Origin of the sequence: Christiangramia crocea (assembly GCF_022410465.1) — a bacterium.
GTDB classification, from domain to species: Bacteria; Bacteroidota; Bacteroidia; order Flavobacteriales; family Flavobacteriaceae; genus Christiangramia; species Christiangramia crocea.
In genome coordinates this window covers 503,562-525,222 of the sequence record NZ_JAJSON010000025.1, presented here as the reverse complement: position 1 = coordinate 525,222, position 21,661 = coordinate 503,562, and the positions used below count along the sequence as shown (strand labels likewise).

The 21,661-nt window shown below is 40.0% G+C and carries 25 protein-coding genes; 8 read left to right on the top strand and 17 right to left on the bottom strand.

Annotated elements, in window-relative coordinates; genetic code table 11:
- Positions 1-40 precede the first annotated feature (40 nt).
- The 4 genes from LU635_RS13910 to LU635_RS13895 all read left to right on the top strand — a co-directional run bounded on the left by LU635_RS13910 (position 41) and on the right by LU635_RS13895 (position 3,873).
- Positions 41-1,582: an acyl-CoA carboxylase subunit beta gene (locus tag LU635_RS13910; protein WP_240100097.1), complete on the top strand. Its 1,542-nt coding sequence runs from the start codon at positions 41-43 to the stop codon at positions 1,580-1,582.
- Between the two features lie 329 nt (positions 1,583-1,911).
- A complete protein-coding gene (locus tag LU635_RS13905) occupies positions 1,912-2,814 on the top strand; it encodes an NAD(P)-dependent oxidoreductase (RefSeq protein ID WP_240100096.1) in 903 nt (300 codons plus the stop codon).
- An 84-nt stretch (positions 2,815-2,898) separates the two neighbouring features.
- Entirely contained in the window at positions 2,899-3,456 is a 558-nt protein-coding gene (locus tag LU635_RS13900; RefSeq protein ID WP_240100095.1) for a YeeE/YedE family protein, read from the top strand.
- 3 nt (positions 3,457-3,459) lie between these two features.
- Entirely contained in the window at positions 3,460-3,873 is a 414-nt protein-coding gene (locus LU635_RS13895; protein ID WP_240100094.1) for a DUF6691 family protein, read from the top strand.
- A 69-nt stretch (positions 3,874-3,942) separates the two neighbouring features.
- On the opposite strand, the gene LU635_RS13890 is transcribed toward LU635_RS13895, so the two are convergent.
- The 6 genes from LU635_RS13890 to LU635_RS13865 form a co-directional block, all read right to left on the bottom strand.
- Positions 3,943-4,629 (bottom strand): cupin domain-containing protein, encoded by a 687-nt coding sequence (locus tag LU635_RS13890; protein ID WP_240100093.1) that lies wholly within the window; start codon positions 4,627-4,629, stop codon positions 3,943-3,945.
- An 8-nt stretch (positions 4,630-4,637) separates the two neighbouring features.
- Positions 4,638-5,156 carry a nuclear transport factor 2 family protein gene (locus LU635_RS13885; RefSeq protein ID WP_240100092.1) on the bottom strand — a complete coding sequence of 173 codons (519 nt, stop codon included), beginning with the start codon at positions 5,154-5,156 and terminating at the stop codon, positions 4,638-4,640.
- Between the two features lie 4 nt (positions 5,157-5,160).
- Entirely contained in the window at positions 5,161-5,949 is a 789-nt protein-coding gene (locus LU635_RS13880) for a hypothetical protein (protein ID WP_240100091.1), read from the bottom strand.
- Between the two features lie 49 nt (positions 5,950-5,998).
- Positions 5,999-6,766, bottom strand: coding sequence for a hypothetical protein (locus LU635_RS13875; protein ID WP_240100090.1), 768 nt, complete (start codon positions 6,764-6,766; stop codon positions 5,999-6,001).
- A gap of 136 nt (positions 6,767-6,902) precedes the next feature.
- A complete protein-coding gene (locus LU635_RS13870; protein ID WP_240100089.1) occupies positions 6,903-7,616 on the bottom strand; it encodes a LytR/AlgR family response regulator transcription factor in 714 nt (237 codons plus the stop codon).
- A 72-nt stretch (positions 7,617-7,688) separates the two neighbouring features.
- Complete coding sequence (locus LU635_RS13865) at positions 7,689-8,321, bottom strand: trimeric intracellular cation channel family protein (protein WP_240100088.1); 633 nt, start codon at positions 8,319-8,321, stop codon at positions 7,689-7,691.
- A gap of 158 nt (positions 8,322-8,479) precedes the next feature.
- Between LU635_RS13865 and trxB the strand changes: the two genes are divergently transcribed.
- On the top strand, positions 8,480-9,472 hold the full coding sequence (gene trxB, locus LU635_RS13860) for a thioredoxin-disulfide reductase (protein ID WP_240100087.1): 993 nt from the start codon (positions 8,480-8,482) through the stop codon (positions 9,470-9,472).
- 178 nt (positions 9,473-9,650) lie between these two features.
- Here trxB and LU635_RS13855 read toward each other — a convergent pair whose 3' ends face one another.
- From LU635_RS13855 to LU635_RS13835, 5 genes are all read right to left on the bottom strand, one after another.
- The gene (locus LU635_RS13855; protein ID WP_240100086.1) at positions 9,651-9,950 is read right to left on the bottom strand and encodes a hypothetical protein; all 300 of its coding nucleotides are present in this window, start codon (positions 9,948-9,950) and stop codon (positions 9,651-9,653) included.
- 81 nt (positions 9,951-10,031) lie between these two features.
- Positions 10,032-10,874, bottom strand: coding sequence for a GIN domain-containing protein (locus LU635_RS13850; RefSeq protein ID WP_240100085.1), 843 nt, complete (start codon positions 10,872-10,874; stop codon positions 10,032-10,034).
- A gap of 223 nt (positions 10,875-11,097) precedes the next feature.
- Positions 11,098-12,858, bottom strand: coding sequence for a PspC domain-containing protein (locus tag LU635_RS13845; protein WP_240100084.1), 1,761 nt, complete (start codon positions 12,856-12,858; stop codon positions 11,098-11,100).
- On the bottom strand, positions 12,851-13,195 hold the full coding sequence (locus tag LU635_RS13840; RefSeq protein WP_131394925.1) for a PadR family transcriptional regulator: 345 nt from the start codon (positions 13,193-13,195) through the stop codon (positions 12,851-12,853). The genes LU635_RS13845 and LU635_RS13840 overlap by 8 nt, the downstream gene beginning before the upstream one ends.
- Positions 13,192-13,731, bottom strand: a complete 540-nt coding sequence (locus LU635_RS13835) for a DUF4870 domain-containing protein (RefSeq protein ID WP_240100083.1) — start codon at positions 13,729-13,731, stop codon at positions 13,192-13,194. Before LU635_RS13835 ends, LU635_RS13840 begins: the two co-directional genes overlap by 4 nt.
- A 308-nt stretch (positions 13,732-14,039) precedes the next feature.
- Between LU635_RS13835 and LU635_RS13830 the strand changes: the two genes are divergently transcribed.
- The 3 genes from LU635_RS13830 (at position 14,040) to LU635_RS13820 (ending at position 15,715) form a co-directional block, all read left to right on the top strand.
- Positions 14,040-14,510 carry a DUF4442 domain-containing protein gene (locus LU635_RS13830; protein WP_240100082.1) on the top strand — a complete coding sequence of 157 codons (471 nt, stop codon included), beginning with the start codon at positions 14,040-14,042 and terminating at the stop codon, positions 14,508-14,510.
- Between the two features lie 72 nt (positions 14,511-14,582).
- Positions 14,583-15,383: a TIGR00266 family protein gene (locus LU635_RS13825; RefSeq protein WP_240100081.1), complete on the top strand. Its 801-nt coding sequence runs from the start codon at positions 14,583-14,585 to the stop codon at positions 15,381-15,383.
- Positions 15,384-15,517: 134 nt separating this feature from the next.
- Entirely contained in the window at positions 15,518-15,715 is a 198-nt protein-coding gene (locus LU635_RS13820) for a hypothetical protein (RefSeq protein WP_131394933.1), read from the top strand.
- Between the two features lie 28 nt (positions 15,716-15,743).
- On the opposite strand, the gene LU635_RS13815 is transcribed toward LU635_RS13820, so the two are convergent.
- The 6 genes from LU635_RS13815 to LU635_RS13790 form a co-directional block, all read right to left on the bottom strand.
- Positions 15,744-16,703: a hydrogen peroxide-inducible genes activator gene (locus LU635_RS13815; protein WP_240100080.1), complete on the bottom strand. Its 960-nt coding sequence runs from the start codon at positions 16,701-16,703 to the stop codon at positions 15,744-15,746.
- 162 nt (positions 16,704-16,865) lie between these two features.
- Positions 16,866-17,282 carry a DUF2141 domain-containing protein gene (locus LU635_RS13810; RefSeq protein WP_240100079.1) on the bottom strand — a complete coding sequence of 139 codons (417 nt, stop codon included), beginning with the start codon at positions 17,280-17,282 and terminating at the stop codon, positions 16,866-16,868.
- Positions 17,283-17,382: 100 nt separating this feature from the next.
- Positions 17,383-18,714 carry a DUF58 domain-containing protein gene (locus LU635_RS13805; protein ID WP_240100078.1) on the bottom strand — a complete coding sequence of 444 codons (1,332 nt, stop codon included), beginning with the start codon at positions 18,712-18,714 and terminating at the stop codon, positions 17,383-17,385.
- The gene (locus LU635_RS13800) at positions 18,714-19,718 is read right to left on the bottom strand and encodes an AAA family ATPase (RefSeq protein ID WP_240100077.1); all 1,005 of its coding nucleotides are present in this window, start codon (positions 19,716-19,718) and stop codon (positions 18,714-18,716) included. The genes LU635_RS13805 and LU635_RS13800 overlap by 1 nt, the downstream gene beginning before the upstream one ends.
- Positions 19,693-20,907, bottom strand: coding sequence for a DUF4350 domain-containing protein (locus LU635_RS13795; RefSeq protein ID WP_240100076.1), 1,215 nt, complete (start codon positions 20,905-20,907; stop codon positions 19,693-19,695). Before LU635_RS13795 ends, LU635_RS13800 begins: the two co-directional genes overlap by 26 nt.
- A complete protein-coding gene (locus LU635_RS13790; protein WP_240100075.1) occupies positions 20,900-21,661 on the bottom strand; it encodes a DUF4129 domain-containing protein in 762 nt (253 codons plus the stop codon). The genes LU635_RS13795 and LU635_RS13790 overlap by 8 nt, the downstream gene beginning before the upstream one ends.

The window sequence follows — 21,661 nt, the reverse complement described above, 5'->3', positions numbered from 1 at the left end:
AATACCGGGAAATAGATTTTTTTAATTCAGAATCGAAGTAATGAGTAACAACCTTGATAAATTAAAAGAAAAGATTGCCGAAGCTCATAAAGGAGGTGGCGAAAAGAGGATTGCCAAACAACACGAAAAGAAAAAACTTACCGCCCGCGAGCGGATAGAATACCTGCTGGATGAAAATTCATTTGAAGAAATAGGCATTTTAGTTACCCACCGTACCACTGATTTTGGTATGGATAAACAAAAATATTACGGAGATGGTGTTGTGACGGGCTATGGCACCATCAATGGCCGGCTTGTCTATGTATTCGCTCAGGATTTTACAGTTTTTGGAGGTTCACTCTCTGAAACTCATGCCGAAAAGATATGTAAGGTTATGGACCTTGCCGTTAAGACCGGAGCTCCCATGATAGGGTTGAATGATTCCGGTGGTGCAAGGATACAGGAAGGAGTAAAGTCTCTTGGAGGTTATGCCGATATTTTTCATAGAAATGTAAAGGCTTCCGGGGTCATACCACAGATATCCGCAATTATGGGGCCGTGTGCCGGTGGAGCGGTCTATTCACCTGCCATGACCGATTTTACCCTGATGGTTGAGGATACTTCCTATATGTTCGTTACGGGGCCTAACGTGGTGAAGACCGTGACCAATGAGTCGGTGACTTCTGAAGAACTTGGAGGAGCCAGCACACATTCCACTAAATCTGGGGTTACGCATCTTACCTGTGCAAATGATATTGTTTGCCTGGAGAACATCAAACAATTAATAAGCTATATGCCGCAGAACAATCAAGCGGCACCTGAGAAGCTTCCTTTTGAACTGGGTGATGAGCACCGGGAGGTTCTTGAAGGCATAGTTCCTGATAGCTCCAATAAGCCTTATGATATGCATGAGGTGATTAAAGGCATTATAGATGAGGATTCATTCTTTGAGATACATAAGAATTATGCCGATAATATTATTGTTGGTTTCGCCAGGATAGGAGGGAGGAGCGTTGGAGTGATCGCCAATCAGCCTATGAGCCTCGCCGGGGTACTTGATGTTGATTCTTCAAAAAAAGCAGCCAGGTTCACACGATTTTGCGACTGTTTTAATATCCCGTTGCTTGTGCTTGTGGATGTGCCTGGTTTCCTGCCGGGAACCGATCAGGAGTGGAACGGGATCATCCTTCATGGAGCGAAATTGCTATACGCCCTGAGCGAAGCTACCGTGCCGAAGGTAACCGTAATTACCCGTAAAGCATACGGCGGAGCCTATGATGTGATGAATTCCAAGCATATCGGGGCCGACTTTAACTTTGCCTGGCCTACTGCCGAGATTGCGGTAATGGGAGCCAAAGGAGCTTCAGAAATTATTTTCCGAAAGGAAATTGCTGAAGCGGATGATCCGGAAAAGAAACTTGCCGAAAAAGAAGCAGAATATGCAGAGAAATTTGCGACTCCTTTCGAAGCAGCTCAGCGGGGATTCATCGATGAGGTGATCATGCCTAAAGATACACGTCGTAAGCTGATCAAGGCATTCAGTGCCCTGGAGAATAAGCATGTTTTAAGACCGAACAGAAAACACGGGAATATTCCATTGTAAGGTCATTGCGAGCAGAGCGAAGCAATCGCTTCCTGGTTCGAGGAATCATCTTGAGACTGCTTCGGTCGCCTTGCTCCCTCGCAGTGACGTTGTCCAGGTCATTGCGAGTGAAACGAAGCAATCTCTACTTTGTTCTAGGAATTATCATGAGACTGCTTCGGTCGTTTCACTCCCTCGCAGTGACGTTTCGCGAGTCATTGCGAGCAGAGCGAAGCAATCTCTTCGGAGCTGGTGTCATCATGAGACTGCTTCGGTCGCCTTGCTCCCTCGCAGTTACGTTGTTTAGGTCACCTCGGGCGAAGTCGAGTGGTTTTCTATAAATAAAGTATATGAAATTCAATAAGATAATCTGTGTGGACAATACCAGGCTTAATAAGCAAGCCTTATCAGAACTGGAAAAACTTTCCGGGGAGGTGGTGGTTTATTCGGACTATCCAAAGCAAAAGGAAGAGATCATTAATCGTATTGGTAATGCTGAAGCTATCATTGTTTCATGGCGTACAGAAATAGACGAGGAGGTCATTAAAGCCTGTCCTGAATTAAAATATATTGGCATGGCCTGCAGCCTGTATGATGATGAGTCGGCTAATGTAGCAGTGAAATTCGCAGGACAAAATGGAATATCAGTAAAAGGAATTAGGGATTATGGCGATCCCGGGGTGGCCGAATTCATAATTTCTGAACTTATACAATTGCTCAATGGCTATAAGGAAGAACAATGGAAAGAACTACCTCAGGAACTTACGGGACTTAGGATTGGAATTGTAGGCATGGGTGTTACCGGCCAGCTGCTAGCCAAATGTTTACTACCGTTTGGTGCAGAACTGTCTTATTATAGTCGGTCCAGGCAAACTGAATGGGAGAAAAAGGGAGTTGAATACCGTCCATTAAATGAATTATTAAAAACTTCCGAGGTGATATCATTTCACCTTCCGAAGAATACTATATTGATTGCAGAAAATGAATTCAGGATATTTGGAAACGGGAAAATCCTTATCAATACTTCGCTTGGGTTGCCTTTTGAGAAACGTGCTTTTAAAAAATGGATAAAGAATTCCGGCAATTTTGCGATCTTTGATGCAGACGGCAAGAAAGAATTGACCTCAGAGACGAGAATGATGCCGCGGGTTATAGTTTCTGACTCCAGTGCAGGCTGGTCTGAACAAACCCTGGAAAGACTTTCAGAAAAGGTAATACAGAATATTAAAGAATATATTAAAGGGAACTCCTGATCAATTCTTTTCAATTAGGGAATTCTGTTCTGAAAATACAGTATAGAATACTTACTTTTGCCATCCCCCCAAAAAAAATGCATTATGGAAATGATATTACAACCCTGGCCCTGGTACGTTTCAGGTCCTCTGATAGCTTTGATTATGTTCCTTCTAATTTTCATGGGAAAGAAATTTGGAATGTCCTCCAATCTTCAAACACTCTGCACCATGTGCGGGGCTGACAGGAAGGCCGATTATTTCAAATTTAACTGGCGGGAGCAAAGATGGAATCTTATCGTGATCCTGGGTGCTGCCATTGGCGGATTTATAGCGATCAATTTTTTAACTGCAGATCCTGCTGTAGATATCAATCCGCAAACGGTTACAACTCTTAATGAATTAGGCTTTGAAAGTTCGGGTAAGGCTTATCTACCGGATGAAATATATAGCCTCGAAGCTTTGACCGACTGGAAGGCACTGAGTATTCTTATTGTTGGTGGTTTCCTGATAGGTTTTGGTGCCAGATGGGCGGGAGGTTGTACCTCCGGTCATGCCATTTTTGGCCTGAGTGATCTTCAGTTACCTTCACTAATCGCAGTGGTAGGATTCTTCATAGGAGGCCTAATGATGATTCATTTATTATTTCCATTAATATTTTAAGATATGAGAGTAGTAGGATATTTGTTGACAGGTATATTTTTTGGAATCGTAATGTTCAAATCTGAAGCGGCTTCATGGTTCAGGATCTATGAGATGTTCCAGTTCGATTCCTTTCATATGTATGGGATCATGGGTTCGGCACTGGTGATTGGTGTACTTGGAATCCAGCTTATAAAAAAGAAAAAACTTAAGGACTTTAGTGGACAGGATATTAGAATAGCACCAAAGGAAAAAGAGTACACCGCGAATATAATGGGAGGTATCGTTTTCGGACTTGGCTGGGCACTGGCAGGAGCCTGCCCCGGCCCTATATACACCCTTATTGGGGCAGGATATATTTCTGTGATAGTGGTATTTCTTGCCGCGATCCTAGGAACTTTTGTCTATGGAATATTAAAGGATAAATTACCTCATTAATCTATTATATATGAAAAACGCTTAAAAAGGATCTCCTTTTTAAGCGTTTAACCATAAAGAAAAGGTAGTTTATTCAACTCTTGTAGCTTTTAAATAAAGCTCACTGGCTCTTACCTTTTCTATCATCTCCTTTCCTTTTTCGGCTATCTCTTTCCATTTTTCGGAGTTATGAATTTTATCATAGGTGGCAGCATCCGGCCATACACCCTCCAGAAAATACTGATAATTTTCATTATTGGTTCCCTGAAGCTTATATAAATGGTATCCGGCTTGCGGATAGCCTTCTTCACGAATGGCCTGATTCATCTCTTTTAAATGATCACTTAATTGCCTTTCAGTAACGCCTTCGGGAAGTTCAAACAAATGCAGGCTCTTTTGCCCGGCTATATTATTCTTTAACTCAATTTGAATAAGTTCAAAAGGTTTATCCCCAATATTACTGGGTTGATGTTTAGACTTTTCCAACCACATTACATCACCTTTTTGTCCGGCCATCTCAAATGACTTACCATCATCTGTCTTCATTTTAGCGGTATGGTCTGTAAGAAACACCGCAACTCCTTCCGGGTGGCCATGCATTACCGATTCTTCTCCTGGATTATAGCTTATGCGCAGAATCCTCACCTGAGGATTATCCACTTCAACCTTATAATGCTCAGGATCGACTTTTACAGCATCCTGAGCTTTTATCCCTGCAAGAGGTATTAAGAGAAGAACAAACAGGAAATTGCTGCTCAAAAATTTAAATATTCTCATGATCTCTGTCAATTAATGGTATCAGTTCTGGTAGTATCTGCTGTCTGCATGGCCATCATCATCGCCGAATTATCCCAGTAACCATATTCTCTTACAATTTTCCCATCTACAAAACGAGCCGTTAAATGAACAGGAATTATTATTTCTTCATTACTGCCTGAAATAGTTCCTTGCCAGTCACCCCAGTAATTTACCCAGGTATGATCATCATCGGTTAAAACCATTTCAAATTCTTCCTCCTCATCTAAAAATCCATAATTCGATAATCCTGTAAGGGATTCTTTATGTGAATTAATAGTTGCATCTATATCTTGTCCTTCCTTGCTGTTATGAAAAATCTGAGCCGTATCGGCATAATGTGATTTCATAGATTCCCAATCTCCTTTTTCATAATCACTAATGGCAGCCTTCAGGGTGTTGATCTCTTCAGAATCCTGGGTATATCTAAGCTCCTTATCTTCATTGGCATCTTTGCATGACCATGAGATCAGGCCTATAAAAAGGCTTAATATTATTAGCTTTTTCATTTGCTTAATTTTTGGTGATCTTAGTACCGCTTGGAGCGCCCTTGTAGGCCAGATCTGGTCGCATACCTCCTCGTTTTACCGAATATGCTTCCACATAATCAAACATTTCTTCGAAAAGTTTCTGACCATCTGCACCGAGTAATTTGTTATTTTCGTCAGACATCCTATCGTAATCCTGGGCATCTTTTGCCGAGATCACCGCAACATAATAATTTCCCATATTGCCAAATCCGCTGTGATAAATGCGATAGTGCATCTTTGAGCCTTTGTCAGCAAAAAGGGTTTTTAATTCCTTCATTTTCCCTCTTAGATCCTGAATATTTGCGGGAGTCACCTCCATACGGTGCCAGACGCGATAATTTTTTCCGGCAGTTTCAGTTGTAAGTCCATCGGGCATATAAGAAAGCTCACTGTTTAGTATAGCCACATAATCTCCATGCTTATCATAACATTTATTGAATTTCTCAAAGATCTTTGAAAACTCTTCGTCTCCCATCTTTTCCCTTAAGGGATTAAAAGAAATGTTCTGGATATCAGCCAGATCTTCAATAGGAGTAATAGACATAAAAGTGCCGTCGTCCATTTGGGCTACAGACCATTCTACATCTTTTAGATCATGTTTTTTACAGATTTCAACAAAGTCCTTAGAGACTTTATCATATTCTGCGATCATAGAAGGTTTTACCTTATCTTCATGGATCCAGAATGCCTGATTCTTAGTTTCCTGAGCCCATAGGCCAATTGACATGGTGAGGCAGAAAAATAAAGCCCCGAATTTTTGAATGATTTTCATGATAATGGTTTTTATGATTGATATTTAGTTAAATAAAAGTTCAGATATGCTAATTATTGGTAACGTACGATAGTTCAGGTTTTAAATAACCGGTTACTCTTTCCTGTTTTGAGGTGCTATTCTCTATTTCATCGAATAATTTCTTTCCTTCCTCTCCGAGTAATTCCATATTCTCCTCACGCATTTTCTCCATAGCCTCAGGACTTTCCGCAGCAACGGCAACCATATAGTAATTCCCCATATTCCCGAAACCACTTTTATAGACCCGGTAATGAATCTTGGAACCTTTTTTAGAATAAAGCTCTTTTACTCCCCGGGCTAACTGTTCGGCTTTTTCACCTTCTCCCGGCGGAATCCAGTAATAGGTGAGTTCCCTGTAATTCTGACCTGCAGGCGTTTGTGTAATACCATCTGGCATATAAGAAAGCTCTTTGTCTAATCTTAGAATATAATCACCATGTTTGGTATAGGTGCCCTGATAATCTTCAAAAAGCTTTTCAAACTTATCCTTCCCCATTTTCTTTTCAAGATCCTCGAAGGGGTTTTTATCCAGCTCGGCCATATTTTCAATAGGAGAGAGGTACATTACCCTGTTATCATCTGTCTGAAAGGTTATCCAGTTCATACCTTTCATGTTATGCTCCTTTGCGGCTTCCATAAGCACCTTGTCAGCCTGATCATGCATGCTTTGCATCCCGTCTTTAACATGATCTTCATGCACCACATATAATTGGTACCTGTCGTTTTGAGCATAGATCGAAATACAGATAAACAGCATCAGTATAATTGCTGTTAAATTTTGTTTGGTTGATTTCATCACTTCCATTTTTTGGTTAATAAATAAGAGGAGAATTTAGGAAGTATTTTGAGGCAGGCCAATCCAAAAAGGACAGGCATGCCGGAATACTTTCCGAAAGGCAATAATTATTTACCGAAAGGATTTAGAAGGATTATTAGATGACCTGAAGATGTTTGAAGAGTTCAGTTCTCATGTTTTTGCTCATTGGTAATGACCGGCCTGAGATCACTACGTGATTACCACCAATCTCATCGATATGTGAAAGATTAGCGATATAGGATCGATGTATTCTTAAGAAGCGTTTATTAGGAAGCTTACTGGCGACTTCTTTTAAAGTTGTAACCAGAAGATACTGGCGATCTTTTGTAAATACTTTGCAGTAGTTCCTGTCAGCCTCAATGAACTGAATTTCATTGAGGGAAATTTTAACCATTGTATCTTTATATCTTACAAAGATCCGATCATTTAGAAATGAATGTTCAGCCTTTGGAGATTTCTTTAGGCTGTATTTCTTTCTTAGTCTCTTAAAAGATTCCCTGATCTCTTTTTTTAGAATTCCTTTACTTATGTTTTTTCCGGAGGGCAGTAGTTTATGTATGCTCTGAGAACTTTGTTCTTTATTAAAATAAATGATAGAGGTTTCTTTTTTGGGATCGCTTCCTTCAGATTCCATTCCATTAAGCTGTCCTTTTAAGCTATCGTCCAGAAGAATAAGGTCTGGAGGTTCCTGTTCGATGAAGAAAAGCGCATCTTTGGCTCGCGAGAATATTCCTGTAATCCTGTAACCAAGTTCATTAAGTGTCAATGATAATTTCGCCGCCATGGGAATATCATTTTCCACGATCACTATTTCGGCGTGCCTTTTCATTTTCGAGAAGCTTTTTATAAAGATACTGAAACTATTGATATTCAGGTATGTACATTTGAAATTAACGAGGGTTTAATCGGAATTCCTCTCGGAAGAAAGGTAAAATGATGGTAAAGAGATATGATATTTTACTACAACGAGTCGAATACTTATTACAATTAGAGTGGTTGCCAGGTAGATGATGTCGGAGTTCACTCCCAGATCATAAAGAACCACATAGGTAAAGGCACCTATAATACAGGCGGTGGCATATATTTCTTTTCTAAATATCACAGGAATTTCATTACAAAGAATATCTCTTATCACCCCGCCAAAAGTCCCCGTCATCGCTCCCAGTGCGATGGAAATGATTGGGTTAAGATCATTTTGTATACCTGTTTCCACTCCGGTAATGGTAAACACACCGAGACCAATGGTATCAAAGAGGAACAGCGATTTCCTAAGATAGAATAGTTTATTTCTGAATACAATTGCCAGTATGGTAACCAAACCTATAAGATATACGTATACTATATTTTCCATCCAGGTCACCGGTGTACTTCCTATAAGTAAATCTCTAAGTGTACCTCCGCCAATGGCCGTCACAAAAGCTATGATGAAAATCCCGAAAAGATCCAGCCGCCGGTTCATTGCAGAAAGCGCTCCTGAAATAGCAAACGCAATGGTTCCCAGTATATCCAGTATGTTAAATAAACTCAATTCCATCCTTGGCAAAGGTAAATTTATCTTTTAAATTTGCTGGAACCCGGGCAGTTTTCTGCCTTTATTTTTAGGGTTTATCAACAAATAAACTATCTTAATAACATTAGGTGTAAGTTTTAACCTAAACTCCCTACTTTTACAGAAGCCAAAAATTAAAAAAAATGAGTGATACTATAGAGAGAATTAAGTGTTTGATCATCGGGTCGGGCCCTGCCGGATATACGGCTGCGATCTATGCTTCCCGTGCAGACCTTAAACCAGTTTTATATACCGGGATGGAGCCGGGAGGACAACTTACCACCACTACCGAGGTTGATAATTTTCCGGGATATCCGGAGGGTATCGATGGGCCAAAAATGATGATGGATCTTCAGCAACAGGCAGAGCGTTTTGGAACCCAGGTTAGAATAGGGATGGTTACTGAAGTGGAACTCTCTAAAGAAGTGGGTGGTATTCACAGGGCCTGTGTAGATAACTCAACATGGGTGGAAGCTGAAACTATTATTATCTCTACCGGAGCTACGGCAAAATATCTTGGATTGCCAAGTGAGCAAAGACTAAGAGGAGGCGGGGTTTCTGCTTGTGCCGTGTGTGACGGTTTCTTTTACAAAGGTCAGGATGTTGCCATCGTAGGAGGTGGTGATACCGCAGCAGAAGAGGCTACTTATCTGGCAAATATCTGTAACAAAGTGACAATGCTGGTTAGAAAAGATTATATGAGGGCTTCTAAAGCCATGCAGCACAGGGTAGATAATACCAGGAACCTTGAAGTAAGGTATAATACTGAAGCTGAAGAGATCCTTGGAGATCAGGTTGTGGAAGGCCTTAGAATGGTAAATAATCAGACCGGGGAGAAGGAAGAGATCAAAATTACAGGATTCTTTGTGGCCATTGGTCATAAACCTAATACTGAGATTTTCAAAGGCCAGCTGGATATGGACGATACCGGATACCTTATCACTAAGGGAAAATCCACAAAAACAAATATTCCTGGCGTGTTTGCCTCAGGAGATGTTCAGGATAAGGAATATCGCCAGGCGGTAACTGCGGCTGGAACTGGCTGTATGGCAGCACTTGATGCTGAGCGTTACCTCGCTGAAAAAGATAGCCATATGGAAGAAGAAAATGCGGAAGAAAAGCAGATCAACGCTTAATTACATTGAAATAAAGATAAAAGAGGCCGTCTAAAAAGTCAGATATAGAGGTCATTCCGAACAAAGTGAAGTAATCTCCTCGTTGGAGGTCATTATGAATAGATTACTTCGTTTCTCGCAATGACGGCATCAAAGACTTTTTAGACGGCCTCTTTTTATTTGAATAGATATAGAAGGATCAGTTATCTGTTTTCTTCTTAACCTCTCCGTCTTCTATTTTTAGTTTAGATTCGCTGCCATCAGCTCTGTCTACTTTCTTCTTGTATTCACCATCATCCATTTTTATTTTGATCTCATCGCCTTCAGCGGTCTCGATCTTTATCTTATTACCATCGTCCTTCACTTCAACTTTATTGTCCGGATCTTCCATAAGTTCCTGGACTTCGGTTTTCTCATCCTCCTTTTCGGAATCTCTACATGAAACAAATCCTATACTAAGAGCCAGGATACATAAGCTGGTTTTAAATAAATACTTCATAATATTTGATTTAAAAATTCACTGTAAAACTATTCAATCCTAGAATTAAGCATTCAGAATTTTGAAAACTTTAGGATAATGCTATCTAAAAAGGCCTTTACCAAAATCCTTTTTAGCAATAACGGCTTCGCCTGTAAACTCGATCAAATCTATCTGGGGATCGTTGAAGATCTCTGTTTCACTTTTATCCTTGGCTCTTAATTGAAGATTTTCGGTAATGTTAAGCTTATTTTCCGAATCACCCTGAGCAAGTACAACAGCATTGATGCAGGTGAGGTTTTCACCATCGAATTCTGCAGACTGGTCTGCTCTGAGTTCAAATTCTTTAATCTCACCATCTATCCTGGCAGCAGCTTTTTCGTAAATATCAACTTTGAAAACAGATGAATTAACCAGTGCTTCAACTTTAGAGGACTGGTTTAACTGATAATACACTTCCTGTGCAGTGACATTGAGCTCGGCTCTGGAATCATCTCCGTGAATAAGATTAAAGCTTTTCGCGGTTAGGGTCATATATGCCTGCGAGCCATCTTTGGTCTCTAATTGGAAATCACCGAAATACAGGTCCTGGAGAGATTCTAATACAACCTTATCTGAAATTTTTATATTTCTAAGTGTATCCGAAAAAGTGATCCTGATCTCCTGGGATTTGGTCCTGCTGAATTCCTTGACAGGTTTGATATAGAGTATACCATCCACAACCTCACTTTGTATGAGGTCATGAAGGTTGTCATCGGCCGTAACCTCAATCATGGGTCGGCCACCTTTTAGAATTCCTACTTCAAATTCTCCGGCCAGCTGGACTGAGTGGAAAGAGGTGAGGTTATATTGTTCGGTTTTTACGTTCCTGCTTCCTTTTATTTTTTCCTGAGCTTTGCAGGAACAAAGGATAATGAGTAGTAAAAAGGGTAGTTTTCTTATCATAAGAATTGATTGAAATATATCAAATATAGAAAAAGCCTCCCAAAGGAGGCTTTTTTGATGGTCGGTTAGCATTCCAGCAATTGCTGCTGGGCCTTGAGTTGTTGAAAGACTTCTATTTTATCTTTCTGCAATTCGTTGTGAGCGGTATTCGGTTCTTTTATCTGGTGTCCGAATAACACACTCATGATGAAACTTATTAATAGATTGATGAGAGTGCCCATGATTAATTGTTTATTTCAATTCCATTACTGTCTATTCTTACACGATCAACTTTTTGATCGTTCACTTCCAGACCTTCGTCATTCACTTTTATATTAAGTTCTTCTCCATTTATATTAACCCTCGCATTGAAATCATCTGAACTGTCCCAGTCTTCACTGTTTTCATCCCAGGTGTCGTCTTCCGAATCTTCCCAGGTATCTTCCGGACAGTCTTCACAGGAAGTTTCATTTTCAATAATTTTCAGAAAATGTCCTTCTTCACCGCTTATAAGAATATCACCATAATAATCGGTATTTCTGTGAAAAGAGGAGGTGTTCTCATCTGCATACAAAGTGGTTCCTTCAGGCAGGAAAAGAGTTACCTGTACTTCCTGATCGCGGTATCCGTAACCGGAGTCTGAAGTAAAGTAACTATCTAATAATAGCTCATTTCCTATAAGACTGGTGGAATATTTGATATTCTCTGCTCTTGTCCGTGCATCCTGAATATCCTTTCCTTCAGCCGACTTTACCACTTCAATTTTCCCAAGAGAATCTTTGGTAGACTTCACAATCAAGCGAATATCATTTCCAACGATCACCTTATTACCGTTATCATAAGCTATCCTGAAATCTGAACTTCGCCAGGTTCTCCCGGTATATTCAGGATTGTTGCGCATACGCAGAAAGAGCGTATCGGTAGGCATGATGTTCAGTTTTTCGGTGCTTGCAACATCTCCGTCAAAGGCCCTGTTAGTAGCCTGTGAAATACCGATTACGCTTAAGCCTATAATGGATATTAACCAGACTCCTAGTAGCGTTAACAACGCGATCCTGCCTATCGATTTCAGGTTTTTCACCAGAATCTTCAATCCAAGTACAAAAAGGAAGAAGAATGGGATTCCTACTGCAAAGAAACATAGCAGTGATAGTACCCAGAGTGGTGCCCCGGTGTTGACCATGTCTACATAATCTGTCCAGGGAGCTTCAATGATTCCAAAGGTTCCAACGGCAAACAGCCCCACGAATAAAGCTATCAGGGTTGACCCTGCGATTAATAACAATAATATACCTACGAATTTTACAAATAGTTTCAGACAGAACTTGATGATATTACCAAGGGTTGTAGCGGCAGAGCTGGCACCGGCACTAGCCTGTTTGCCATACCTGTCGTAGTCTACATTTTTTATACTATCTGAAACTTCGTGAAAACCCTCGCGTATCTTTTTCTCGATATTGCTGATGGTAACCTCCTCTCCGCGCATTGCCAGCTTATCTGCTGTGGTTTTGGCTTCAGGGACAAAGATCCAGAAAGCGATGTATATCAGTACAAAAGCTCCGGTGGAGAAAATGGTTAATAAGATCCATAACAATCTTATCCATATGGCTTCAATTCCAAGATAATGTCCCAGCCCTGATGATACACCACCTACATAGCCCGTTTCAGGATCCCTGAATAGCTTTTTTCCAACGGTTTTTGTGGACTGAGTCTTCTTGGGTTCGTCTTCGAAGATCTCTTCATCTACCATATAATCTTCGGGTTGTCCCATAATGGCAATGACTTCTTCTACTTCTTTAATGCTTATTACCTGACGTTCATTTTTAACCTTTTCATTAAATAATTCAGCAATGCGAGCTTCGATATCTGAGATGATCTCATCACGCCCCTGTGTATTGGAAAAGGAATGCCTGATAGCGTCCAGATAACGCTGTAGCTTGGCATACGCATCCTCATCTATATGAAAGAAAATGCCGGCAAGATTTATATTTACTGTCTTATTCATGATTCTTCTTTTTTTGAGTGGTTACGATGTTAACTGCAGATTGCAGTTCCTCCCAGGTACCTGTAAGTTCCCTGAGGAAAATTTTCCCGGTTTCGGTAAGGCCGTAATATTTTCTTGGCGGCCCGCTGGTGGATTCTTCCCACCGGTAGTTGAGAAGTCCGGCATTTTTCAGCCTGGTAAGAAGGGGGTAAATGGTCCCTTCAACAACCAGCAACTTGGCGTCCTTCAGTGTATCCAGAATTTCTGCAACATAGGCATCTTCGTCCTTTAGAACGGAGAGTATGCAGTACTCGAGTACACCCTTACGCATCTGTGCTTTTGTATTTTCGATCTTCATGTTGTTTGTTTTTGGGTGTCATTAAACTGTTCATTTTTTGATTGATCTGTTTGATGGTTATTATCATCGGGCGTACTTGCACCGATAAAATTGATGGTTAGAGGATAATTATATAGTTTGCCTTCGCTTGCCCTGATACTTGCGTTGATAACCGCAAATAGCTCAAGAATGAAAAGACCTAATAGTAGTAATCCAAATACCCCTATGATGATGAAAAAGGGCAGGGCATCCGTAAAACTTTCTATTATAAAAGAGTCTTCATGCAAAAACAATGGTTCTTTAATGCTGAACTTTATGCCAAAGTAAATAAAGGTTACAGCTCCGGCCGCAAGCAAAAAGACCGAGTAGAGAAAGATGCTTATCTGAAAATTCAGAGCGTTTCTTCCATGATGATCTACAAAAGGATCCTGTTTGCGGCTTAGCCATAACAAGGTGGGAAAGATGAAATTCCCCAACGGGATAAAGAACTGTGTAAATACCGATAGATGAAGTACGGTAGCCAGCGTTTGGTTTTGATTGATGGTTTCTGTGGTCATTTTAAATTCTTTAAAGTTTCTAATCTTCTCTTATAAGAATATCGTGGTTATAAAGTAGATGTAAATAAATGCTACTGCCAGATAGATCTTAATTCTTTTTGCATTTAATGCAATTCCTTGTGATTTAGTTGATTGATACATGATGATTTTGTTTTGATGATTACATAACCTATTAGATTCTTATACAAATATATATCTAAAAGAAGGTATTATGCAAAACACAGTACTAAAATTTAACAAAAATTTAGGAATTATAGAGTCATGTTTATTTGCTATTTTTATAGAAAAATCAACCAAAACCCTTTAAAATGAAGCTCTCTCCCACAAAACTCAATTCTTTTTTGATCACGAAAATACCAAGTGCCTGGTTATGTGGGGTAAGGGTAAAACATATAGACCAGTCTCAATGTGAAGTAGGAGTCCGGCACCGATGGATAAATCAGAATCCCTTCAGATCTATGTACTGGGCGGTGCAGGGAATGGCTGCTGAATTAAGTACGGGGGCACTTGTTATGGAAAAGATCCAGCAATCCGGAGTAAAAATTTCCATGCTGGTAGCCCAGAATAAATCGGTATTCGCAAAAAAAGCTACCGGAAAAATCAGTTTTAACTGTTACGATGGGGAGAAAGCTGCTACATATATAGAAAAGGCCTTACAAACAGGAGAAGGACAAATCTTCTGGATGAAGTCGGTGGGAACCGATGAAGAGGGTAGTGAGGTTTCGGTCTTTGAATTCGAATGGACAGTAAAAGTAAAAAGCACTAAGCCATCTGCTTAAAGCTTATTATATGAAAATAATAAAAAATAAACATGCTTGAAGCTTAGTGCTTTAAGCCTAAAGCTTATAAAAATGAATGCACACGAAATAGACTATCAGATTTTTGGGGAGGAGATGCAGTATGTAGAACTGGAGCTGGATCCCCAGGAAGCGGTTATTGCTGAGGCAGGTAACTTTATGATGATGGACAGCGGTATTAGGATGGATACAATTTTTGGCGATGGCTCCAAACAGAATGAAGGTTTTTTAGGAAAGGTCCTCGGGGCCGGAAAACGCCTTCTTACCGGTGAGAGTCTTTTTATGACCATCTTTTCAAACGAAGTTCAGGGCAAGAAAAAAATTAGTTTCGCTTCGCCATATCCCGGGAAAGTGATCCCAATAGACCTTACAAGATTCAATGGAAAATTTATATGTCAGAAGGATGCCTTTCTGTGTGCGGCAAAAGGAGTGTCAATAGGCATCGAATTCAGTAAGAAATTAGGGCGAGGATTCTTTGGTGGCGAAGGTTTTATCATGCAAAAAGTTGAAGGAGACGGGATGGCTTTTGTTCATGCCGGAGGTACCATGGCTAAAAAGGAATTACAACCGGGAGAAAAATTAAAGGTAGATACAGGCTGTATTATCGGATTTACCCAAACTGTAGATTATGATATCGAATTTGTAGGAGGGATAAGAAATACTTTGTTTGGAGGAGAAGGTTTATTCTTTGCGACTCTCACAGGACCGGGAACTGTTTATATTCAGTCTTTACCATTTAGCAGGTTAGCCAGCAGAATTCATCAGGCTGCCCCTCAGCAGGGAGGAAAAGATAAAGGGGAAGGCAGTATTTTAGGGGGAATTGGTGATGTTTTAAGTGGTGATAACCGATTTTAATATTGTTAAATTTTTAAGATAAGTGTTAAAACACATTTGATTTTACTATATTTAGATAACCAAAAAATTTATCTGCCTATAGAGTACTTCTACGCATTTATCAACCTAACTTTAACTTAAATCAATTTCAAATTATGGCGAGAGCGATGTTTGAATACACCAAAACTGTACTTGACAAGGTGAGTTTTGATGCGAACTTGTTCTGCAAGGAGGTTAAAAAGGCACTTCAGCGTTTACTTCCTCATGAAATAGAGGAATTAAGACTTTGGATTATCTCTTTAACCAGGCAGAATCCCGAATTAAATCAATGTTTAATTTATTTAAATACCTAACAAGAAAGCGGCTCAAAAGGCCGCTTTTCTAATTAACCTGGTATTCTTTCTTTTTATTAAGCGGACTGATTATCTTCACATTCTGGAAGGTGATTGCGCCTTTTATAACGCCCGCAATCGTATTGCGCAGGGCTTCTATAATCTGCATCTTTAATTCACTGCGATTATAGATCAGGCTTACTTCTCGTGCCGGAACCGGATCTTTGAACATTCTCAGGTTCTTTTTTTCAGACTCCTTCAGGTCTAGAGTATGCAGATAGGGTAGAAGGGTCATCCCCAGCCCCTCATTGGCCAGTTTTATCAGCGTTTCAAAACTTCCGCTTTCCAATTGCAGCTGATCATCTTCATAATTCCTGGAAGCCTTACATAAATTTATTACACCATCTTTGAAACAGTGACCATCCTCCAGCAAAAGCATATTGTTGATGTCAAGTTCATCAACATCCAGTTTTTCTTGTTTTAATAGTTCGGTATCATCTGGTATATATGCAACAAATGGTTCATAATAAAGAACATTTTCCTTGATTCCTTCCACCTCAAGTGGAGTAGCTGCTATGGCGGCATCTAAATGGCCTTCCTTTAACTTTTCCAGAATTGCTTCCGTATGAAGTTCCTCTATCTTCAGTTTTACCTTGGGATATTTCTTTAGAAAGTTTCCGATGAACATCGGCAGTAATGTGGGCATTACCGTGGGGATTACCCCAAGTCTGAAAATTCCACCTATAAAGCCTTTTTGCTGGTCTACAATATCCTGTATCCTGTCGCTTTCATTTACAATATTCCTGGCCTGCTGAACTATCTTTTGCCCTACTTCGGTAAGCTGAATAGGCTTTTTGGTCCTGTCAAAAATAGTCACTTCAAGTTCTTCTTCCAGTTTCTGGATCTGCATACTTAAAGTAGGCTGGGTTACGAAAACCTTCTGGGCGGCTTTTGTGAAATTTTTATGCTCGGCAACTGCCAGTACATAATGCAATTGGGTAATTGTCATATAAACAGATTTATCTTATTACAAAGGTATAAGTTTTTCTTATTTAAATTAACTGTAAACTTTGTTTTATCTATAAGAAAAAACCCTTCTGAGGTAGAAAGGTTTAAGTTTTCCATTGATGATCTGTTCGTTCCTGGACTGATGGTGTACTGAATATTATAATTAAAACCTGATTTCTATCTTCTTGTCGGTACCATCAAATTCGAATTTAGATTCCATCCAGTTCGGTGGTCCAGGACTCATGGTATTTCCACTGGTGCCGTAATCTTCCTGAGGCATTCCACTGTTATCAAAATCCATACGCTGGTTACTGTTCTTATCGTGCATTACCACCAGGGCATAGGTCCCTGCAGGTACATTTTCAAAGATACACGTTGCGCTTTCATCAACAATTTTACTCACGGCAGAGAAGTCGGCCTCTCGTTTCATAAAATCATCCTGAGTGTAAAGTGCGAAGAGAACCTCACCTTCGGTTCCGTTCACATTTGGGACCACGGTAGTTATTGTTCCTGTATTTTCTTTTTGTCCGTGCATAAAAGATCCAACCAGCATTGCGAGTAGAAGTGCGATTGTTTTCATAATTTATACTGTTTTGATTATGAAACAAACATATCTTCAAAAGTCAGATTTTGAAAAAGCTTTTAACTGAACTGTAGATATTTAAAACCGAATTGTAATTTTAGAGAAGTCCGCGTGCCTTGATCTCAAGATATTTATTGATTGTATTTATGCTAAGGTCCTTTGGAGCTGTTAGCACCGTCTGTATTCCGTGCCGCTGAAGTTCTTTCACCATAAGTGTTTTGCTATGAGAAAACAACTCGGCCACAGTTTGATGAGCACTTTCACTTACATTAGATGGAGACTGGCCTGTAAGTTTGCTTATTTCTGTGTTTTCGAAAAAGATCACTACCAGTAAATGTTTCTTTGCCATGGCCTTTAAAAAAGGCAGTTGCCTTTTAAGGCCGGACATATGCTCAAAATTGGTGTAAAGCATAAGCAGACTACGGTGGTTTAAACTCTTATTTATCCTTGAATATAACAGGCTGAAATCGCTGTCCAAATAGCGGGTGTCTATGTTATAAAGGGCCTCCATGATCTGGTTAAGCTGACTCATTTTCGCGGTTGCCTTTTTAAGACTGTCTATTTTATTCGAGAATGCCAGCATTCCTACCCTGTCTTTCTTTTTAAGTGCGACATTAGAAAACGCCAGTGAACTGTTTATAGCATAATCTAAAAGGCTAAGGCCTGCAAAGGGCATTTTCATTACCCTTCCGCAATCTATGACTGAATAAACCGGCTGTGCCCTTTCATCCTGGAACTGGTTGACCATAAGATCGCTGTGCTTGGCGGTAGCTTTCCAGTTGATGGTACGAACATCATCACCACGAACATATTCCCTGATCTGCTCAAATTCCATGGTATGTCCAATACGCCTTATCTTCTTTATGCCCTGCAGGCTTATCTTCTGGTCTAAAGCTAGGAAGTCTAATTTTTTCATTTGAACAAATGAAGGATATACCTTGACCATTTGATCTTTTTTGAAGAGGTATCTTCTTCTGGCAAGTTTGAGAAAAGTGGAAATATAAATATTCAGATTTCCAAAGATATATTCACCTCTTTTAAGAGGTCTCAAAAAATATTCGAAACTTAGGCTCTTGTAAGGAGGTAAATGCAGGGATCTTAAAAAATCCCGTTTCTGGAACTGTACCGGTATTTCATCGATCACTTCAGCATTCAGTTTGAAGCCATATGCGTTCTTTATATTTATTTCAACTCTGTTCTCGTCTGAGTTTGAGAATTTTTCCGGAAGCTTTCTGTCGGCTTCAATATTAGATCCGGTATAAAGTGTGATTATATCAGTAAAAAGCAGGACCAGGAGAATGGAAGCCAGTATCCAGGTAATACTGTAGAGTATCTCGAACCAGAAAGAAAGAAAAAAGAGTATGGCGATCCCAAAAAGTGAATAGAACAGCCTTCTTCCAAAATATAATGATTTGAGAAATTTAATCACTACCTGGGGATTTCAACAGAATGGGTTATCATATCTATAACGGCCGCCGTAGTCATACCTTCCATCTCCCTGTCTGGCGACAAAATAAGACGGTGACCAAGTACAGGTTTCAGGGAATTCTGAATATCTTCAGGGATCACAAAATCACGTCCGTTTATGGCAGCAAAGGCCTTTGCAGCGTTCATTACTGAAATCGACGCCCTTGGGCTTGCCCCAAGATACAGATGGGGGTGGTTTCTTGTCTTATTGATCAGTTCAGCGATATAACCAAGCAGCTTCTCTTCAATAATGACCTCATGGATCTGAGACTTTAGCTCTGCTATCATTTCCGGGCTGAGTACAGGTTCTACTTCAGTTTCAGGAAGTTTACCCTTTCTCTCGTGATGAGTTTGAAGAATTTTTATTTCGTCTTCAAAGTTCGGATAGTCCACTTGTATCTTGAAAAGAAACCTGTCCAACTGAGCCTCTGGTAATGCATAAGTGCCTTCATGTTCAATAGGGTTCTGGGTGGCGAGGACCATAAAAGGAGCCTCCATTTTATACATTTTTCCGTCTATGGTAACCTGTCTTTCCTCCATCACTTCGAATAGGGCAGACTGAGTTTTCGCCGGCGCCCGGTTTATTTCATCGATCAGGATGATATTTGAAAATACCGGTCCTTTCTTGAACTCGAATTCTGAAGTTTTCATGTTGAAGACAGAGGTTCCCAGTACATCGCTGGGCATAAGGTCTGGTGTGAACTGAATCCGGCTGAAGTTGGTTTTCAGGCATTGGGCGAAAAGTTTGGCAGTGATGGTCTTTGCCACTCCCGGGACTCCTTCTATCAGTACATGCCCATTGGAGAGCAATCCTACGATCAGCAATTCTACAAAATTCTCCTGGCCCACGATCACTTTTGATAGCTGTTCTTTCAGGCTTTCCACAGATTGCTTCAGGCCCTCAAGCGGGATCCTGTTCTCGAATCTCAGTTCTTCTTCGTTATGATTCACTTCGGGATTTTCCATTCTTATTTTTAAATGAGTTTATGCTTTTGCTCAGTTCAAAGAATTCATCTTTATCATTCTCATGATTATTCTGAAAATTAATGATTCTTTCGAAGAGCGTTCGGGTATTTTCAATACTATTTTCAGTTTTTGCTGAAAGGCTTTTATAAAATTCTTCATCCAGGTTTGAAGTATCCAGCCTTAAATTCGTCCTTATGTATTCCATAAAAAGGGCGATCTTTTTTAATCCGAGTTCATGAAACTTCTTTTTTTCCAGGTATAACTGCGATAGGGTTTCCGTGTATTCAAAAGATTTGTTCTTTAACGGACTTACCACAGGGATGGCCCGTTGCTTTCTTTTTCCTTCAAAAAGTATGAACAGTATTGCCGCGATGATCACAAAATAATAGGACCATTTAAGGGACCGGTTATTCATGAAGATATAGAGCGGTGAAGTGAAAAAGCTCTTACCTGATTTGTAGTAGGCATCCCAGAGCAGATTATTTCCGGTAAGATATGCTAGCAAATTTTCTGCATAGCTGTAGTTCAGCTCTTTTAATAAAAAATAATTGCTGAAGACCTGGGGAGTGGAATGTAAATAGATCTCCCCATCCCCAAAATCTGATTTGATGAAATTTACCTTTTCCTGCGGCTTATTCTTACCAAAAGTAGAAGTGCCAAGAATTACATGTTTAGAAGTATCTATTTTATTAAAATAGAGAGCAGGAAGGTCCTGGTCGAATTCTACATCCTTTTCAAATTTCAACTTTGGATTTACAAAATTGAGGGCCGGCCTGGACTGGAAATCATCGGCGCTCATAAAAGATGAAAGGCTGATATTCAGCGTGTCTTCCAGGTTTTCACCAAAACCATAGGAAGAAATAAAAAGGCGGTTGCCCTGAGCTACCCAATCCAGAAGATCCTCAAGTTCGTCCTTATCGAATTGTACCTGATTATTAAGGAAAAAATAAGTCCCGTTTGTGGCATTACCATTCAGATATTCATAGGGAGGGATGTTGATCTTTTGAATACTATCAGGAAACCGGTCTTTCAGGTTTTCATAGAAAACGAAACTTCCTAACGGGATTTTGTCCCCAGCCGTATAACTTGGGTTCCAGTTTATAGGTTCGGGCTCTGAACTTTCCAGCCATGCCAGAGAGATCACCAGGAAAAGGAACAGGCCAAAGGCGATTTTATAGGTCCTATTCATGGCTTAAAGAATTAAGGCTTTGCTCCATTCTTAAAAAGCCTTTTTCGACAAGTCTGTAATCTGATTCCGAAACCTGAAAACTGCCGTACCAGATAAATTCATATAACATAGTGATCTCAGCGAAATGTTTCCTGATGTTCTCATCTTTTAATTCGGAATTATAATCCCTGTTGGTTTTCTGGAATTCATATTCAATAAGATCCAGATTATCCAGTTTTCGTAGCTCATTCAGATAGTAATAACGCACTGCCAGCCTGAACTGCCCATTCCTTACGGCTTCTTTTATAAGTGCAGGGAGATCTTCATTCTTTACCAGTTCTTCCTCCTCTGATAAAAAGACCTGGCTGGTCTTAGGCTGTTGAAGGATTCGCCCGCCCGGATTCAATCTGGAGAAGAGCCAGGCGATAAGCGCCAGCATGAGAACAAGCAATACAAAGGGAATAATCTCAATTATGAAGGCCAGTAACGGACTTGCCTTATAATCTCCAAAAAGCCAGTTGAGGAACTGTTTATATTTTTCGTTCACCCATTTCTTAAATCGGGTCCACCAGTTATCTTTTTCGGAAGTTTGCAGGTATTCAAAATCCTTACTGTTCTTATAGTTATCTATTCTGGATCTATCGAATTTAACTGGTTCCAGGCCGGAGGACTCATCATATCTCACTTCCTTGAATTCAGCTACGGAATCAACTTCCTGCGGGTAAACACTTCCGCAGAAAAGAAAAAGAAAGATGATAAGGATCCTGCTCTTCAA